Genomic DNA, 13,802 nt, shown 5'->3' on the forward strand with positions numbered 1-13,802 from the left:
CCCCTTGAGGCTGCCTCGCACCACAGACCACGCACTTTGCGTGCCCTGCTGCCCGGCATCCGGGCGGATGCTCAGCACACGGGCCCGACCGCCCACCTCTCACAGCGTCGGCCGGGCCCGCCATCCCTCCATCCCTGAAGGGGAGTCCTCAGTGAATCACCCCGACGAGAACCACGACTTCTTCGAACGCCTCGAAGCCGACATGAACGCCGACCGAACCGGCGAGGTGGTCGACCTCGACAAGGCCCGCCACGCCCGCGCCGGGTCGCCCGACCGCACCGGAACGGAGTCGGCCGACCCGTCGGCCGGTGAGTCGGCCGTCCGCACTATCGACCCGTCGGCCGACACCGGCCACGACGAGTCGGGCGACTCCACGGCGCCGCGTCCGGCCGACCCGTCGACCCTGCCGGGCCCCGGGATCACCACGTACAAGCGCAAGCCGATCGTGCCGTCCTGGCTGAAGTCCAAGCCCGGTTTCGTCTCCACCGCGCAGCGCGCCACCGGCAACGCCTTCTACGCCACCGCCTATCACGGCATCCGCACCCCCTGGTACCTATACCGGCTGACGCTGGACGCGCCGACGGGTGCGGCCCGCCTCATCTCGAAGACCAACCGGTGGGTGTGGGACGCGGAAGCGGCCCCGCTGCGGGCGTACGAGGTAGAGCACGAGAACACCGGCGAGTACCTGAAGCTGTCGCGCCAGCGTGACCGCCGCGTGCGGCTGCGCATGCTGGTCATGGCCGTTGCCGGGCTCATCGGCGTGCCGCTCGCGATGGCCTGCTACATCCTGGCACCGGGCTGGCTCGTGCTGTTCGCGTCCGCCGCGGTGCTGGTCGCCGGGTTCAAGGGCGGCAAGGCGGATGAGCCCGTGATCGGCCGGGCCGTTGTGAAGACCGAGTTGGAGAAGCTGACCACCTCGATCGTGCTCCGGGCCCTGGACAACATCGGCAACCCGAAGCTGTCCGCCGCCATCAAGAAGGGCGGCGACATGAACGGGATGCGGTTCACCTCCGAGATCACCCGTGACGGGCCCGGCTACCGCGCCGACCTCGACTTGCCGTGGGGTGTTACCCCGGAGGACATCATGGAGGCCCGCAAGTCGCTTGCTTCCGGTCTGCGGCGCAAAGTCGGCTGCGTGTGGCCGTCGGCCGACCCGACCGAGCACGAGGGACGGCTTGTGCTGTGGGTCGGGGACAAGCCGATGAACGAGACGACCAAGCCCGCCTGGCCGCTGCTGAAGTCGGGTGTGGTCGACCTGTTCAAGCCGGTCGTGTTCGGCAACGACCAGCGCATGGGCGACGTGTCCGTCACGCTCATGTTCGCCTCCGTCATCGTCGGGTCGATTCCGCGCATGGGCAAGACCTTCCTGATGCGGCTGTTCCTCCTCATCGCCGCTCTCGACCCGCGCGCGGAAGTCCACGCGTTCGACTTCAAGGGCACCGGCGACTTCGGCGCCCTCGAACCCGTCTGCCACCGCTACCGCGCGGGCGATGAGGACGACGACATCGAATACGTCCTCAACGCCCTGCGTGAGCTGCGCGCGGAGCTGCGGCGCCGGGCGAAGGTCATCAAGTCGTTGCCGCGCTCGCGGTGCCCGGAGTCGAAGGTGACCCCGGAGCTGGCCAACGACAAGACGCTGCGGCTGCACCCGATCGTGGCCGGGTTCGATGAGTGCCAGGTCCCCTTCGAGCACGAGAAGTTCGGCGCGGAAATCGAGGAGATCTGCACCGACCTGGGCAAGCGCGGCCCGGCACTGGGGATGACGATGCTGTTCGGCACGCAGCGCCCGGACGCGAAGTCGCTGCCCACCGGCATCTCCGCGAACGCCGTGCTCAGGTTCTGCCTGAAGGTCATGGCCCAGCCCGCCAACGACATGGTGCTGGGCACCTCGATGTACAAGGCCGGATACCGGGCCACGATGTTCTCCCGCACCGACCGCGGCATCTGCTGGATGGCCGGTGAAGGCGACGACCCCCGCATCGTCGCCTCCGCGTTCGTGGACGCGGTCGGCGCTGAGCAGGTCGTGGCGCGGGCCCGGCAGATGCGCGAGGAGTACGGCAACGTCACCGGCCACGCCATCGGCCAGCTCCCCGAGACCGAGGAGGCCAGCTTCGACCTTCTCGCCGACGTGCTGAAGGTCGTGGCGGTCGACGAGGACAAGGTGTGGAACGAGAAGGTCGCCACCCGTCTCGCCGACCTGCGCCCCGACGTCTACACGGGCTGGAAGGCGGAGACGGTCGCCAAGAACCTGCGCCCGCACGGCATCACGGTGCAGGACGTATGGGCCACCAGCGACAAGGGCAAGGGCACCACCCGGCGCGGCATCGCCCGCGCCGACATCGTCGCCGCCATCACCGAGCGTGACGGAAAGCCCGGCAAGGGCTGACGCGGACCACTGCTAGGTCTAGCACCCCACCGCTGCTAGACCTAGCAGCCCCGCTAGCACCGGATTTCCCATCTGATCAGGGAACTCGCATCTAGCACCCCACCTGCGGGAATCCCCGAAAACTGCCCTGGAGGGCTCCCCATGACCCCCTTCCTCCTTGCTAGCGCCTGCCTGCTCATAGTCACGCTCGGTTACGTGAGCGTGTGTGCGGGCAGCCCGTACGGCGACTGCCGCCGCTGCCACGGCATGGGCCACGCCATCAAGCACGACCGCAAGGGCCACGCCAAACGCGCCAAGGACTGCCGCCGCTGCCACGGCCACGGCAAGCGCGTCCGCGTCGGCCGCCGCCTCTACAACCTTTGGCTGCGCACCTACCGCGAGGGCCAGAGCGACACCCCCACCCCCGCCGCCCGTCCGTTCGCGAAGAAGGGCTGACCCATGGCTGTCACCATCTCGCTCGTTCTGCTCTTCGGCATCTTCCTGGCGCTGATCCTGCGGTCCAACAAGAGCTACGGCACCGCGCTCGTGGCCGCGCTCTTCGGCTTCTACGGCGCCAGCACCGGCGCCGCCGGGACCGTCAACAGCCTCATGACCGCCATCGTCCAGGCACTGCCCAACTGACTTGGAGGGGAACGACCGTGAACGAACGCCTCACCCACGACCCTGCCAAGGGCGCCGTGGCCGTCCACCACCCCCAGCCCCTGGACCTGTACACGCCGGGCCCGGCGATGACGGTGGCCCCGTACGGCGAGCGGCAGCCGGTGGTGTGGGTCCCCGACGCCTACGGACGCATGGTCCCCATGCCCAAACACCTCGCGCCCGCCCCCATCGCCCCGAGCGAGCCGCGCGACCTCACCCCGATGCCGCTTCTGGACCCCATCGCCCAGCGGTTCATGGGTGCCGGACTTGGGGGCGGGGCCCTCGCGGCTGGCGTCGGCTACGGCGTCGGAGAGGTCATCAGTGCCGCAGCGGGAATCAGTGGCGGGGCTCTCGTGTGGGTCGCGGTCATCGTCGTCGCCCTGCGTACCCCCGCCCGCGCCATCAGCGGCGGTAAGGGCGGCACGGTCAACATCCGCAAGGCCGTGATCAAGCGCAACCACTTCTACAGCTAGCTACGCCCGAGGCGGGCGCCGTCCCGCGTCGCCGGCGGCATCACCCTGCGCCCCAAGCCCGCCGTCGCCGCGGCCTACGCCGACCCCGGCTCCCTCACCCGCCGCGCCTTCGGCGCCATCGACCCGCTCCCGGACGAGAACGACCCCGCCTACCGCGCCGCCGAACTCCCCGCGTCGGGAGGGATATCGACCGCCCGCGGTCTCGCCCGGTTCTACGCGGCCACCATCGGGGAGGTCGACGGGCGGCGGCTCTTCGCCCCGGCGACCGTCGCCCTCGCGCGTACCGAGGAGTCCGCCGGGGCCGACCGCGTCCTCGTCGTCAACACCCGCTTCGGCCTCGGCTTCATGCTGCACGGCCCCGCGTCCCCGCTCCTGGGCCCCGGCTCCTTCGGCCACCCGGGCCGCGGCGGCTCCCTCGGCTTCGCCGACCCGGAGTCGGGCATCGCCTTCGGCTACGTCACCAACGGCCTCCAGAAGGGCGTCACCGCCGACCCGCGCGCCCAGGCCCTGGTGCGCGCGGTCCGGGAGGCCATCACCCCGTAAGCCGGGTCACGCCTTGGCCGCCGCCGCCCTCGGGTCGAAGCCGAACGGCAGCTCCAGACGGTGGGTACCCATCAGCTCCTCGTCCGACAGGACGTCCACCGTCTTGCCGTCCGCCGCGATCGTCCCGCCGCTGAGGATCACCGAACGGCCGCACAGCTCCATCGCGTACGGCAGGTCGTGCGTGACCATCAGCACGGTGACGTCCAGCGCCCGCAGGATGTCGGCCAGTTCGCGGCGGGAGGCGGGGTCCAGGTTGGACGACGGCTCGTCCAGGACCAGGATCTCCGGCTCCATCGCGAGCACGGTCGCCACCGCGACCCGGCGGCGCTGGCCGAAGGAGAGGTGGTGCGGGGGCCGGTCCGCGAACTCCGCCATCCCCACCCGCTCCAGCGCCGTGCGCACCCGCGCCTCCAGCTCCGCCCCGCGCATCCCGGACGCGGCCGGGCCGAACGCCACGTCCTCGCGGACGGTGGGCATGAACAGCTGGTCGTCGGGGTCCTGGAAGACGATGCCGACCCGGCGGCGGATCTCGGCCAGGTTCCGCTTCTCGACCGGGAGCCCGGCCACCGTCACCGAGCCCGCGCCGCCCGTCAGGATGCCGTTGAGGTGCAGGACCAGCGTGGTCTTGCCCGCGCCGTTGGGGCCGAGCAGCGCGACCCGCTCGCCCCGGGCCACCGTCAGGTCGACCCCGAACAGGGCCTGGTGGCCGTCGGGATAGGCGAAGGCCAGCCCGCTCACCTCAAGGGAGGCGGGGGGAGCCGAAGAAGCCGCGGAAGAAGTCACAGACGTGTTCACAGAGTCCACCCCAACAGACAGATGACCAGAGCCGACGCGGGGAGCACCGCCGCGTAACGCCATTGCGCACCGGTCGCCGTCACATCGTCGATGACCGGCATCGAACCCGCGTAACCACGGCTGACCATGGCCAGATGTACCCGCTCACCGCGCTCGTAGGAGCGGATGAACAGCGCGCCCGCCGACTTGGCGAGGACGCTCCAGGCCTTCAGGCCCTTCGCCTCGAAGCCGCGCGAGCGGCGGGCGATCGACATCCGGCGCATCTCGTCCGTGATGACGTCGCCGTAGCGGATCATGAAGGACGCGATCTGGACCAGGAGCGAGGGAAGCCTGAGCCGCTCAAGGCCCAGGAGCAGGGCCCGCAGGTCCGTGGTGGACGCCAGGATCACCGAGGCGGCGACCCCGAGCGTGCCCTTGGCCAGCACGTTCCACGCGCCCCACAGCCCGTTCTCGCTCATCGACAGGCCGAGCACATGCACCTGCTCGCCCGGCACCACGAACGGCATCAGCACGGCGAACGCCACGAACGGGATCTCGATCAGCAGCCGCTTGAGCAGGAAGCCCGCCGGGATCCGGGCCGAGCCCGCCACCACGCCGATCAGCACCGCGTACAGACCGAAGGCCCAGACCGCCTCGCGCGGGGTCGAGACGACCACGATCACGAAGAGGAAGACGGCCGCGATCTTGCAGTGCGGGGGGAGGTCGTGGACGGGTGACGCGGCCTGCCGGTAGAGCTTGTGCGTGTGTCCCGCGCCCATGTCAGACCTTCTCCGTCTGGGGCACGGCCGTGGGTGTGGCCTCGGCGGCGCTGCCGCGGCGGCGGCGCACCACCCAGAAGACCCCGCTGCCCACGCCGACGGTCACCGCGACGCCGATCATGCCCGCGAGGCCGGTGGCGACCCGGTCGTCGCCGATGTCCTTGACCGAGTAGCCGGCGAGCGGCGAGTCCTCGGTGGCGTGCTTCTTCTCCTGGGTGTCGATGCCCTTGTCGTGGGCGACCTTCTCCAGGCCGTCGGGGGAGGCGGAGGCGTAGAAGGAGAAGAAACCGGCCAGTAGCAGGGCGGCGACGACGAACACGGCGCGGACCTTGTGCGTGGAGCGGGCCGCGGCGGGTACGGGCTCGGGAGCGGGGGCGTCGACCAGTTCGCCGCCCACGCGCAGCTTCAGCGGGGCGTGCAGACCGCGGGCGCCGTGGACGAGGTCGGGCCGTACGGCGATGACCGCGCCCACGGTGAGCGCGGTGATCGCCGCCTCGCCGATGCCGATGAGGACGTGCACGCCGACCATGGCGGTGAGCACCTTGCCGAGCGGGACGTCGGTGGTGCCGCCGGCCGCGTAGATCGCGGTGAAGGCCAGGGCGGCGGCCGGGACGGAGAGGAGGGCGGCGACGAAGGTGGCCGCGGTGATGGAGCTGCGCCTGCGGGGCAGCATCTTCACCAGGCCGCGGAAGACGGTGTACGCCACGACCGTCGTCACGATCGCCATGTCGGTGATGTTGACGCCGAGCGCGGTGAGGCCGCCGTCGGCGAAGAGGATGCCCTGCATGAGGAGCACGACGGAGACACAGAGGACGCCGGTGTACGGACCGACGAGTATCGCCGCGAGCGCCCCGCCGAGCAGATGGCCGCTGGTGCCGGCCGCCACGGGGAAGTTCAGCATCTGCACGGCGAAGATGAACGCCGCGACCAGACCCGCGAGCGGGGCCGTCTTCTCATCGAGTTCACGTCGTGCCCCGCGCAGGCTGACCGCGATGGCGGCGGCCGCGCCGACTCCGGCTATCGCGGAGACGGGGGCGTTGATGAATCCGTCCGGGACATGCATGGGTGGTCTCCGCTGGGGCCGGGATGGCTGGAACCATTCGAATGAACCGCTCGATGATAGTCGTGCACTTGCGAACGGGTCGCAAGAGCGCATGCGTGAGATTTACCAACCGTTCTCGCGCCCGGCGCGCCCCCGAAAATATGCGACATTTAATGACAAAGAGCATGTAGAGCTGCGCAGTGTGAGTGTGAGGAGCGACTGATGTCCCCCGCCGTCGAGGAACACGCCCGCGCGAGGATCGTCTCGGACGCCCCGCACCACCGCCCCGTTCCGGTCGCCCTGCGCTACGACCCCGCCGAGGACCCGTTGACCGTGCGCTTCGCGTTCCCCGGCGGCAATGAGTGGGTCTTCCCGCGCGCGCTCCTGGAGGCCGGGCTGCGCGGCCCGGCCCGCCGCGGCGACATCGTGGTCTGGCCGTGCGGGCGGGCCCAGACCGTCCTGGAGTTCCACTCGCCGGACGGAGTCGCGGTGGTCCAGTTCGACAGCTCCCCCCTGGTCCGCTTTCTGCGGCATACGTACAGCGTGACGCCCGCGTCCAGCGGACGGGCCTAGTCGCCCCGGCGTAGCCGGACGTACGCAGCAAGAGAGCCGGCCCCTACGCGTGATGCGTAGGGGCCGGCTCGGCCGCACGGTCCCGTCCCCACAGGCCGTGGGCGTTACGGGGTGACGGGTCAGACGCGCGCGAGCTCGCGGTCGTCGTCGCCGTCCGACGCCTTGGCCTCAAGGGCCTTCAGGCCCTCGCCCTCGACGTCGACGTTGGGCAGGATCTTGTCGAGCCAGCCCGGCAGCCACCAGGCCTTCGAACCGAGCAGCGCGAGCACCGCCGGGACGATGGCCATACGGACCACGAAGGCGTCGAAGAAGACCGCGATCGCCAGGGCGAAGCCGATCATCTTGATCATCTGGTCGCTGGCGCCGATGAAGCCGGAGAACACCGCGATCATGATCACCGCGGCGGCGGAGACCACCCGGGCGCCGTGCCGGAAGCCGGTCACGACCGCCTGGCCGGGACGCTCGCCGTGGACGAACGCCTCGCGCATCCGGGTGACGAGGAAGACCTCGTAGTCCATGGCCAGACCGAAGACCACACCGACCATGAAGATCGGCATCATCGACATGATCGGGCCGGGGTTCTCCACCCCGAAGAGCCCGCTGAGCCAGCCCCACTGGAAGACCGCGACGACCGCGCCGAGGGCGGCGACCACCGAGAGCAGGAAGCCGAGGGCCGCCTTCAGCGGAACCAGGATCGAGCGGAAGACCACCATCAGGAGCAGGAAGGCGAGACCGACCACGAGCCCGAGGTAGGGCACCAGCGCGTCGTTCATGCGCTGCGAGAAGTCGATGTTCATCGCAGTCGCACCGGTGACCAGGACCTCGGCCTTGGTCTCGGACTTGATGTCCTTGCCCGCGTCACGGATCGAGTGGACCAGGTCCTCGGTGTCCTTGGAGGACGGCTTGGACTTCGGGACCACCGTGATGGTCGCGGTGTCGCCCTCCTTGTTGAGGGCGGGCGCCATGACCTCGGCGACGTCGGGCAGCTTCTTGATGGTGTCCGAGGTGCGGTCGGCCGCGGCCTTGGCACCGCCGGACGCCTTGGCGCCGTCCACGACGATCATCAGCGGGCCGTTGAAGCCCGGGCCGAAGCCGTCGGAGAGCGTGTCGTAGGCGCGGCGCTGGGTCGTCGAGGTCGGCTGCGAGCCGTCGTCCGGCAGACCCATCTCCAGCGAGGCGGCCGGGATGGCGATGGCGCCGAGCCCGATCACACCGGCGAGCAGCACCCAGATCGGCTTGCGCAGGACGAAGCTGGACCAGCGGGTGCCCATGTTCGGCTTGGCCTCGCTGGGGGCCTCGACCGTGCCGGCCTCGCCGGCCTCCATCTTCTTGCGGGTGCGGCGGCCGAAGACGCGCTTGCCCGCGAACCCGAGCACCGCCGGGATGAGGGTGAGCGCGATCAGGACCGCGATCACGACCGTACCGGCCGCGGCCACGCCCATCTTGGTGAGCATCGGGATGTTGACGACCGCGAGGCCGCACAGCGCGATGACGACGGTGAGACCGGCGAAGACGACCGCGGAACCGGCCGTTCCGACGGCCCGGCCGATGGCTTCCTCGCGGTCCCGGCCCTCGCGGAGCTCGGCCCGGTAGCGCGAGACGATGAAGAGCGCGTAGTCGATGCCGACGGCGAGGCCGATCATCGAGGCCAGCGTCGAGGTGGTGTTGCCGAGGTCCAGGACGTTGGCGAGCGCGGTGATGGTGGAGACGCCGATGCCGACGCCGATGATGGCGGTGATCAGCGGAAGCCCGGCCGCGATCAGCGAGCCGAAGGTGATCATCAGGACGATACCGGCGATCACCACACCGATGATCTCGCCGGAGCCCGTCTCGGGCTGGGCCTGGAGCGCGTCACCGCCGATCTCGACGGTGAGCCCGGCCTTCTCGGCGGCCTTGCCGGAGTTCTCCAGCGACTTGCGGTCGCTGTCCTCCAGGGCCATGCCGTTGACCTTGTACTTCACGGATATGTACGCGGTCGAGCCGTCCTTGGAGACGGCGTTCGCCTCGTACGGGTCGGTCACCGAGGAGACCTGCTTCGAGCCCTTGGGCAGGTCGGCGACGACCTTGGCGACCTGAGCCTTGCCGGCCGGGTCGTTCATGGTCTGGCCGGCCGGGGCCTTGAAGACGATACGGGCGGTGGCGCCGTCGGCGCTGCCCCCCGGGAAGCGCTGCTCCAGCAGGTCGAAGGCCTTCTGGGCCTCGGTGCCGGGCATGGAGAAGGAGCTGGCGGAAGGAGTGGAGGCGGACGCGGCGCCGAATCCGGCGAGGAACAGCAGCGCCACCCACACCAGGGCGACATAGCGGCGGCGCCGGAAGGCGAACCTGCCGAGTCGGTAGAGGAACGTGGCCACGAGGGCGTACTCCCGGTCGGTCGTTGGCTTACAGGGCGTGGATAACCAGCCCGACGACGAGAGCGGCGTACGTCAGGTGGGGCAGGTTGGTGGGGAGCTAGACGGGATCGCCGAGGGCGGGGAGGACCACGGCGTCGATGTAGTTTCCGAGGAAGGCCTTGTCCACCGGCTTGTCCTCGACGAGCTGCCGGGCGACGAAGGCGCCGACCAGCATGTGTACGACGTAGGGGATCGCGGGACAGTCCGCGCGGACCTCGCCGCGTTCCACCGCGCGCCGCAGCACCTGGTCGAGGCCGGTGATCTCCGGCTCGATCAGCACCTCGCGCAGCGCCTGGTGGAGGTCCGGGTTGTCGTGGACGGCGCGCATCAGGCCCCGCATCAGCGCGGAGTCCTTCTCCAGCTTGCAGTCGTCCTCAAGACCGACCAGCTCGTGGAAGTCGCGGCGCAGCGAGCCGGTGTCGATCTCGTGGAGACTCGACGGCTTGTTGTGCCGCAGCGCACGGGCGACCAGCTCCGGCTTGTTCCCCCACTGACGGTAGAGGGTTGCCTTGCTGGAGCGGGTACGGGCGGCGACGGCGTCCATCGTCAGGGCGTCGTAGCCGACCTCGCGCAGCAGGTCGAGCACCGACTCGTACAGCTCTGCCTCACGTGCGGGCGTGAGCCTGCTTGCCATGTCTCGACCTCCCATCCGAACGAAACGGTTTCGTACTCGTACGACGATATCGCTCCGAGCGAGCGAAACGAAACCGTTTCGCTTGTGTTCTGTGCCACAACTGTCCAGGGTCCATAAGTTGCCGCACCCCCGTCCCGCGGAAAGCATTGACGAGTGAGCGACGAGCGAAACGAAACCGTTTCGCTTGTGTTCTGTGCCACAACTGTCCAGGGTCCATAAGTTGCCGCACCCCCGTCCCGCGGAAAGCATTGACGAGTGAGCGACGCACGCGAGGACGACCAGCAGCCGGCGCCCGTGACCGAGGGCGCATACCTCCGCTTCCCGCATCTGCACGACGACTTGATCTGCTTCGCCGCCGAGGACGACCTGTGGGTCGCCCCGCTCGTCCCGGCCGGCCACAGCCCCTCGCGGGCCTGGCGGGTCACCGTCGACCGCACCAAGGTCAGCCATCCCCGGTTCTCCCCCGACGGCGGCCAGATCGCGTACACGACCTGGCGCAGCCTGGACCCGGAGATCCATCTGGCCCCGGTCGGCGGCGGCCCGGCCCGGCGGCTGACCTACTGGGGCTCGACCGACACCCGAGTCTGCGGCTGGACCCCGGACGGCCACATCCTGGCCGTCTCCTCGCACGGCCAGCCCTTCTCGTACTTCTCCTGGGCCTACAGCGTCCCCGCCGACGGCTCCCCCGGCGGGCGGCTGCCCTGGGGCCCGGTCTCCGACATCGCGGTCAACGACCTCGACGGCGAGCGTCGCACCCTGCTGCTCACCGGCAAGCCGCCGCACGAGCCCGCGGCCTGGAAGCGCTACCGGGGCGGCGCCATGGGCCGCCTGTGGCTGCACGGCAAGCGCCTGCTCCCGGACATCGGCGGCCACCTCGACTCGGTGATGTTCGTGGCGGACCGCATCGCCTTCCTCTCCGACCACGAGGGCGTCGGCAACCTCTACTCCTGTCTGCCCGACGGCTCCGATCTGCGCCGCCACACCGACCACGACGCGTACTACGCCCGGCACGCCTCCTCGGACGGGCGCCGGGTGGTCTACCAGTGCGCGGGCGATCTGTGGATCGTGGACGCGCTCACCCCCGACTCGGCCCCGCGCCGCCTGGACGTGCGCCTGGGCGGCCCGCGCGCCGGGCGGCGTACGTACCAGGTGCCCGCCGCCAGCCATGTGGACGCGCTCTCGGTCGACACCACCGGCCGGGCCAGCGCGGTCGTGGTGCGCGGCAGCCTCTACTGGCTCACCCACCGCGACGGCCCGGCCCGCACGATCACCGACACCGCGGGGGTACGGGTCCGCCTCCCCGAGATGCTCGGCACCGGCGGCCAGGTGGCGTATGTGACCGACGCGGACGGCGAGGACGCGGTCGAGATCGCCTATCTGCCCCGGGCCAGCGGCGACCGCGAGCCGAGGCGGCTGGCCTCCGGCGAGGTCGGCCGGGTCCAGGAGCTGCTCTCCGACCCGGAGGGCGAGCGCCTGGCGATCGCCTCGCACGACGGGCGGCTGCTGCTCATCGACGCCACCGAGGAGTCCAACGGCGAGGTCACCGAACTGATCCGCTCGATCAACGGGCCCGTCCGCGATCTGGCGTTCTCCCCCGACGGCAACTGGCTGACCTGGTCCCACCCTGGCATCGGCCGCTCACTGCGCCAGATCAAGATGGCCCGGATCGCGGGTCCCGGCGCCCGGGTGATCGTGGACGTCACCAACGGCCGCTTCGAGGACGAGAACCCGGTGTTCACCAGGGACGGCCGCTATCTCGCCTTCCTGTCCTGGCGCGGCTTCGACCCGGTCTACGACGTCCACACCGGCGACCTCTCCTTCCCGCTGGGCTGCCGCCCGTATCTGGTCCCGCTCTCCTCGGCCACCCCCTCGCCCTTCGCGCTGCTGCCCGACGGGCGCCCGGCCGCGGGCGGACTCGACCCGCTGGAGGAGTCCGGCGACGGCACGGTCACCGTCGAGGTGGAGGGCCTGGAGAGCAGGGTGACGCCGTTCCCGGTGGCGGCCTCCAAGTACTCGGCGCTGCACCCGGTCTCCGGCGGCGGTCTGGTGTGGCTGCGCTGGCCGATCTCGGGCGCGCTGGGCGAGACCTTCGCCAATCCGGCGGACACCTCGGGCCGCCCGACCCTGGAGCACTTCGACATCACCAAGGCGCGCAAGACCGAACTCGTCGACCACCTGGACTGGTTCGCGGTGAGCGGCGACGGCAGCCGGCTGGTGGTCGTGGACGAGGGCGACCTGCGGGCCGTGCCCGCCACCGAGTCCGGCGACACCGACTCCACCATCTACCTCGACCTGCGCCGCATCCTGCACGAGGCCGACCCGCCCCTGGAGTGGCGCCAGGCCTACGACGAGGCGGGCCGGATCATCCGCGCGTACTTCTGGGAGCCGCAGATGTGCGGCATCGACTGGAAGGCCGTCCTCGACCAGTACCGCCCGCTGGTCGAGCGGGTCGCCTCCCCCGACGAGTTCGCGGACCTGCTGCGCGAGGTGCTCGGCGAGCTGGGCACCTCGCACGCCTATGTCTCGGCCGCGCGCAGGAACGAGGGCCCGCCCCACTACCAGCGCCCCCAGGGGCTGCTCGGCGCCGACTTCGTCCACCGCGAGGAGGGCTGGATGGTGCGGCGCATCCTGCCCGGCGACTCCTCCGACTCCAAGGCCCGCTCCCCGCTGGCCGGCACCGGCATCCGCGAGGGCGCGGTGCTCACCCACGTCGACGGCCGCCCGGTGGACCCGGTGGCGGGCCCGTACCCGCTGCTCGCGGGCGCGGGCGGCACGACCGTCGAGCTGACCTTCCAGCCCGCCGAGGGCGAGGGCAGATCGAGGCGGGTGGCGGTCGTGCCCCTGGTGGACGAGCGCCCGCTGCGCTACCAGGACTGGGTGGCCAAGCGCCGGGCGGTGGTACGGGAGCTGAGCGGCGAGAAGTGCGGCTATCTCCACATCCCGGACATGGGCGGCTCGGGCTGGGCCCAGTTCAACCGGGACCTGCGCCTGGAGATGTCCCGCCCGGCCCTGATCGTCGACGTACGCGGCAACGCGGGCGGCCACATCAGCGAGCTGGTGATCGAGAAGCTCACCCGCAAGATCATCGGCTGGGACCTGACCCGCGACGCCCAGCCGGTCTCGTACGCCTCGAACGCCCCCAGGGGCCCGGTGGTGGCCCTCGCCGACGAGGCGACCTCCTCCGACGGCGACATGATCACGGCGGCCTTCCGGCTGCTGCACCTGGGCCCGGTGGTCGGCCAGCGCACCTGGGGCGGTGTGGTCGGCATGACCGGCCGCCACACCCTGGGCGACGGCACGGTGATCACGGTGCCGATGAACGCGGCCTGGTTCGACGGCTACCAGTGGTCCGTCGAGAACCACGGGGTCGAGCCGGACCTGGAGATCCTGCGCACCCCGCTGGACTGGGCGGAGGGCCGCCACGCCCAGCTCGACGACGCGGTGCAGCTGGCGCTGGATCTGCTGTCCGGTAGGCCCGCGGCCACGCCGCCCGGATACGCCGACGCCCCGGACCGGCGACGGCCGGAGCTCCCGCCGCGGTGATTCGTCTGCGGCTGGTCTGTGGCTGG

At 70.8% G+C, this 13,802-nt stretch carries 11 protein-coding genes and 1 pseudogene; 7 read left to right on the forward strand and 5 right to left on the reverse strand.

Annotated elements, in window-relative coordinates; translation table 11 throughout:
- Positions 1-151: 151 nt before the first annotated feature.
- From A8W25_RS13025 to A8W25_RS13045, 5 genes and pseudogenes are all read left to right on the forward strand, one after another.
- Positions 152-2,386 (forward strand): cell division protein FtsK, encoded by a 2,235-nt coding sequence (locus A8W25_RS13025; protein ID WP_079125992.1) that lies wholly within the window; start codon positions 152-154, stop codon positions 2,384-2,386.
- 141 nt (positions 2,387-2,527) lie between these two features.
- Entirely contained in the window at positions 2,528-2,821 is a 294-nt protein-coding gene (locus tag A8W25_RS13030) for a hypothetical protein (RefSeq protein WP_067160074.1), read from the forward strand.
- A 3-nt stretch (positions 2,822-2,824) separates the two neighbouring features.
- A complete protein-coding gene (locus tag A8W25_RS13035) occupies positions 2,825-3,007 on the forward strand; it encodes a hypothetical protein (protein ID WP_067160077.1) in 183 nt (60 codons plus the stop codon).
- A gap of 17 nt (positions 3,008-3,024) precedes the next feature.
- The gene (locus A8W25_RS13040) at positions 3,025-3,498 is read left to right on the forward strand and encodes a hypothetical protein (protein ID WP_067160080.1); all 474 of its coding nucleotides are present in this window, start codon (positions 3,025-3,027) and stop codon (positions 3,496-3,498) included.
- Between the two features lie 33 nt (positions 3,499-3,531).
- Positions 3,532-4,041 (forward strand): annotated as a pseudogene (locus tag A8W25_RS13045) (serine hydrolase); the annotation flags it as partial.
- Between the two features lie 6 nt (positions 4,042-4,047).
- On the opposite strand, the gene A8W25_RS13050 reads toward A8W25_RS13045, so the two are convergent.
- Genes A8W25_RS13050 through A8W25_RS13060 form a run of 3 tightly spaced genes read right to left on the reverse strand, consistent with a single transcriptional unit; the run spans position 4,048 to position 6,657 of the window.
- Complete coding sequence (locus A8W25_RS13050) at positions 4,048-4,857, reverse strand: energy-coupling factor ABC transporter ATP-binding protein (protein ID WP_420708459.1); 810 nt, start codon at positions 4,855-4,857, stop codon at positions 4,048-4,050.
- Positions 4,833-5,594 carry a cobalt ECF transporter T component CbiQ gene (gene cbiQ / locus A8W25_RS13055; RefSeq protein WP_067160083.1) on the reverse strand — a complete coding sequence of 254 codons (762 nt, stop codon included), beginning with the start codon at positions 5,592-5,594 and terminating at the stop codon, positions 4,833-4,835. The genes A8W25_RS13050 and cbiQ overlap by 25 nt, the downstream gene beginning before the upstream one ends.
- A gap of 1 nt (position 5,595) precedes the next feature.
- Positions 5,596-6,657: an energy-coupling factor ABC transporter permease gene (locus A8W25_RS13060; protein ID WP_067160086.1), complete on the reverse strand. Its 1,062-nt coding sequence runs from the start codon at positions 6,655-6,657 to the stop codon at positions 5,596-5,598.
- 201 nt (positions 6,658-6,858) lie between these two features.
- On the opposite strand from A8W25_RS13060, the gene A8W25_RS13065 reads away from it, so the two are divergent.
- On the forward strand, positions 6,859-7,209 hold the full coding sequence (locus A8W25_RS13065) for an SsgA family sporulation/cell division regulator (protein ID WP_067160088.1): 351 nt from the start codon (positions 6,859-6,861) through the stop codon (positions 7,207-7,209).
- Positions 7,210-7,328: 119 nt separating this feature from the next.
- Here A8W25_RS13065 and A8W25_RS13070 read toward each other — a convergent pair whose 3' ends face one another.
- On the reverse strand, positions 7,329-9,560 hold the full coding sequence (locus tag A8W25_RS13070; protein ID WP_067160091.1) for an MMPL family transporter: 2,232 nt from the start codon (positions 9,558-9,560) through the stop codon (positions 7,329-7,331).
- A 97-nt stretch (positions 9,561-9,657) separates the two neighbouring features.
- Positions 9,658-10,233 carry a TetR/AcrR family transcriptional regulator gene (locus tag A8W25_RS13075; protein ID WP_067160094.1) on the reverse strand — a complete coding sequence of 192 codons (576 nt, stop codon included), beginning with the start codon at positions 10,231-10,233 and terminating at the stop codon, positions 9,658-9,660.
- 255 nt (positions 10,234-10,488) lie between these two features.
- Here A8W25_RS13075 and A8W25_RS13080 point away from each other — a divergent pair, with 255 nt between their 5' ends.
- The gene (locus A8W25_RS13080; RefSeq protein ID WP_420708446.1) at positions 10,489-13,776 is read left to right on the forward strand and encodes a S41 family peptidase; all 3,288 of its coding nucleotides are present in this window, start codon (positions 10,489-10,491) and stop codon (positions 13,774-13,776) included.
- The last annotated feature ends 26 nt before the right edge of the window (positions 13,777-13,802 follow it).

This window comes from Streptomyces sp. ERV7 (genome assembly GCF_001653515.1).
Taxonomy (GTDB): Bacteria; Actinomycetota; Actinomycetes; order Streptomycetales; family Streptomycetaceae; genus Streptomyces.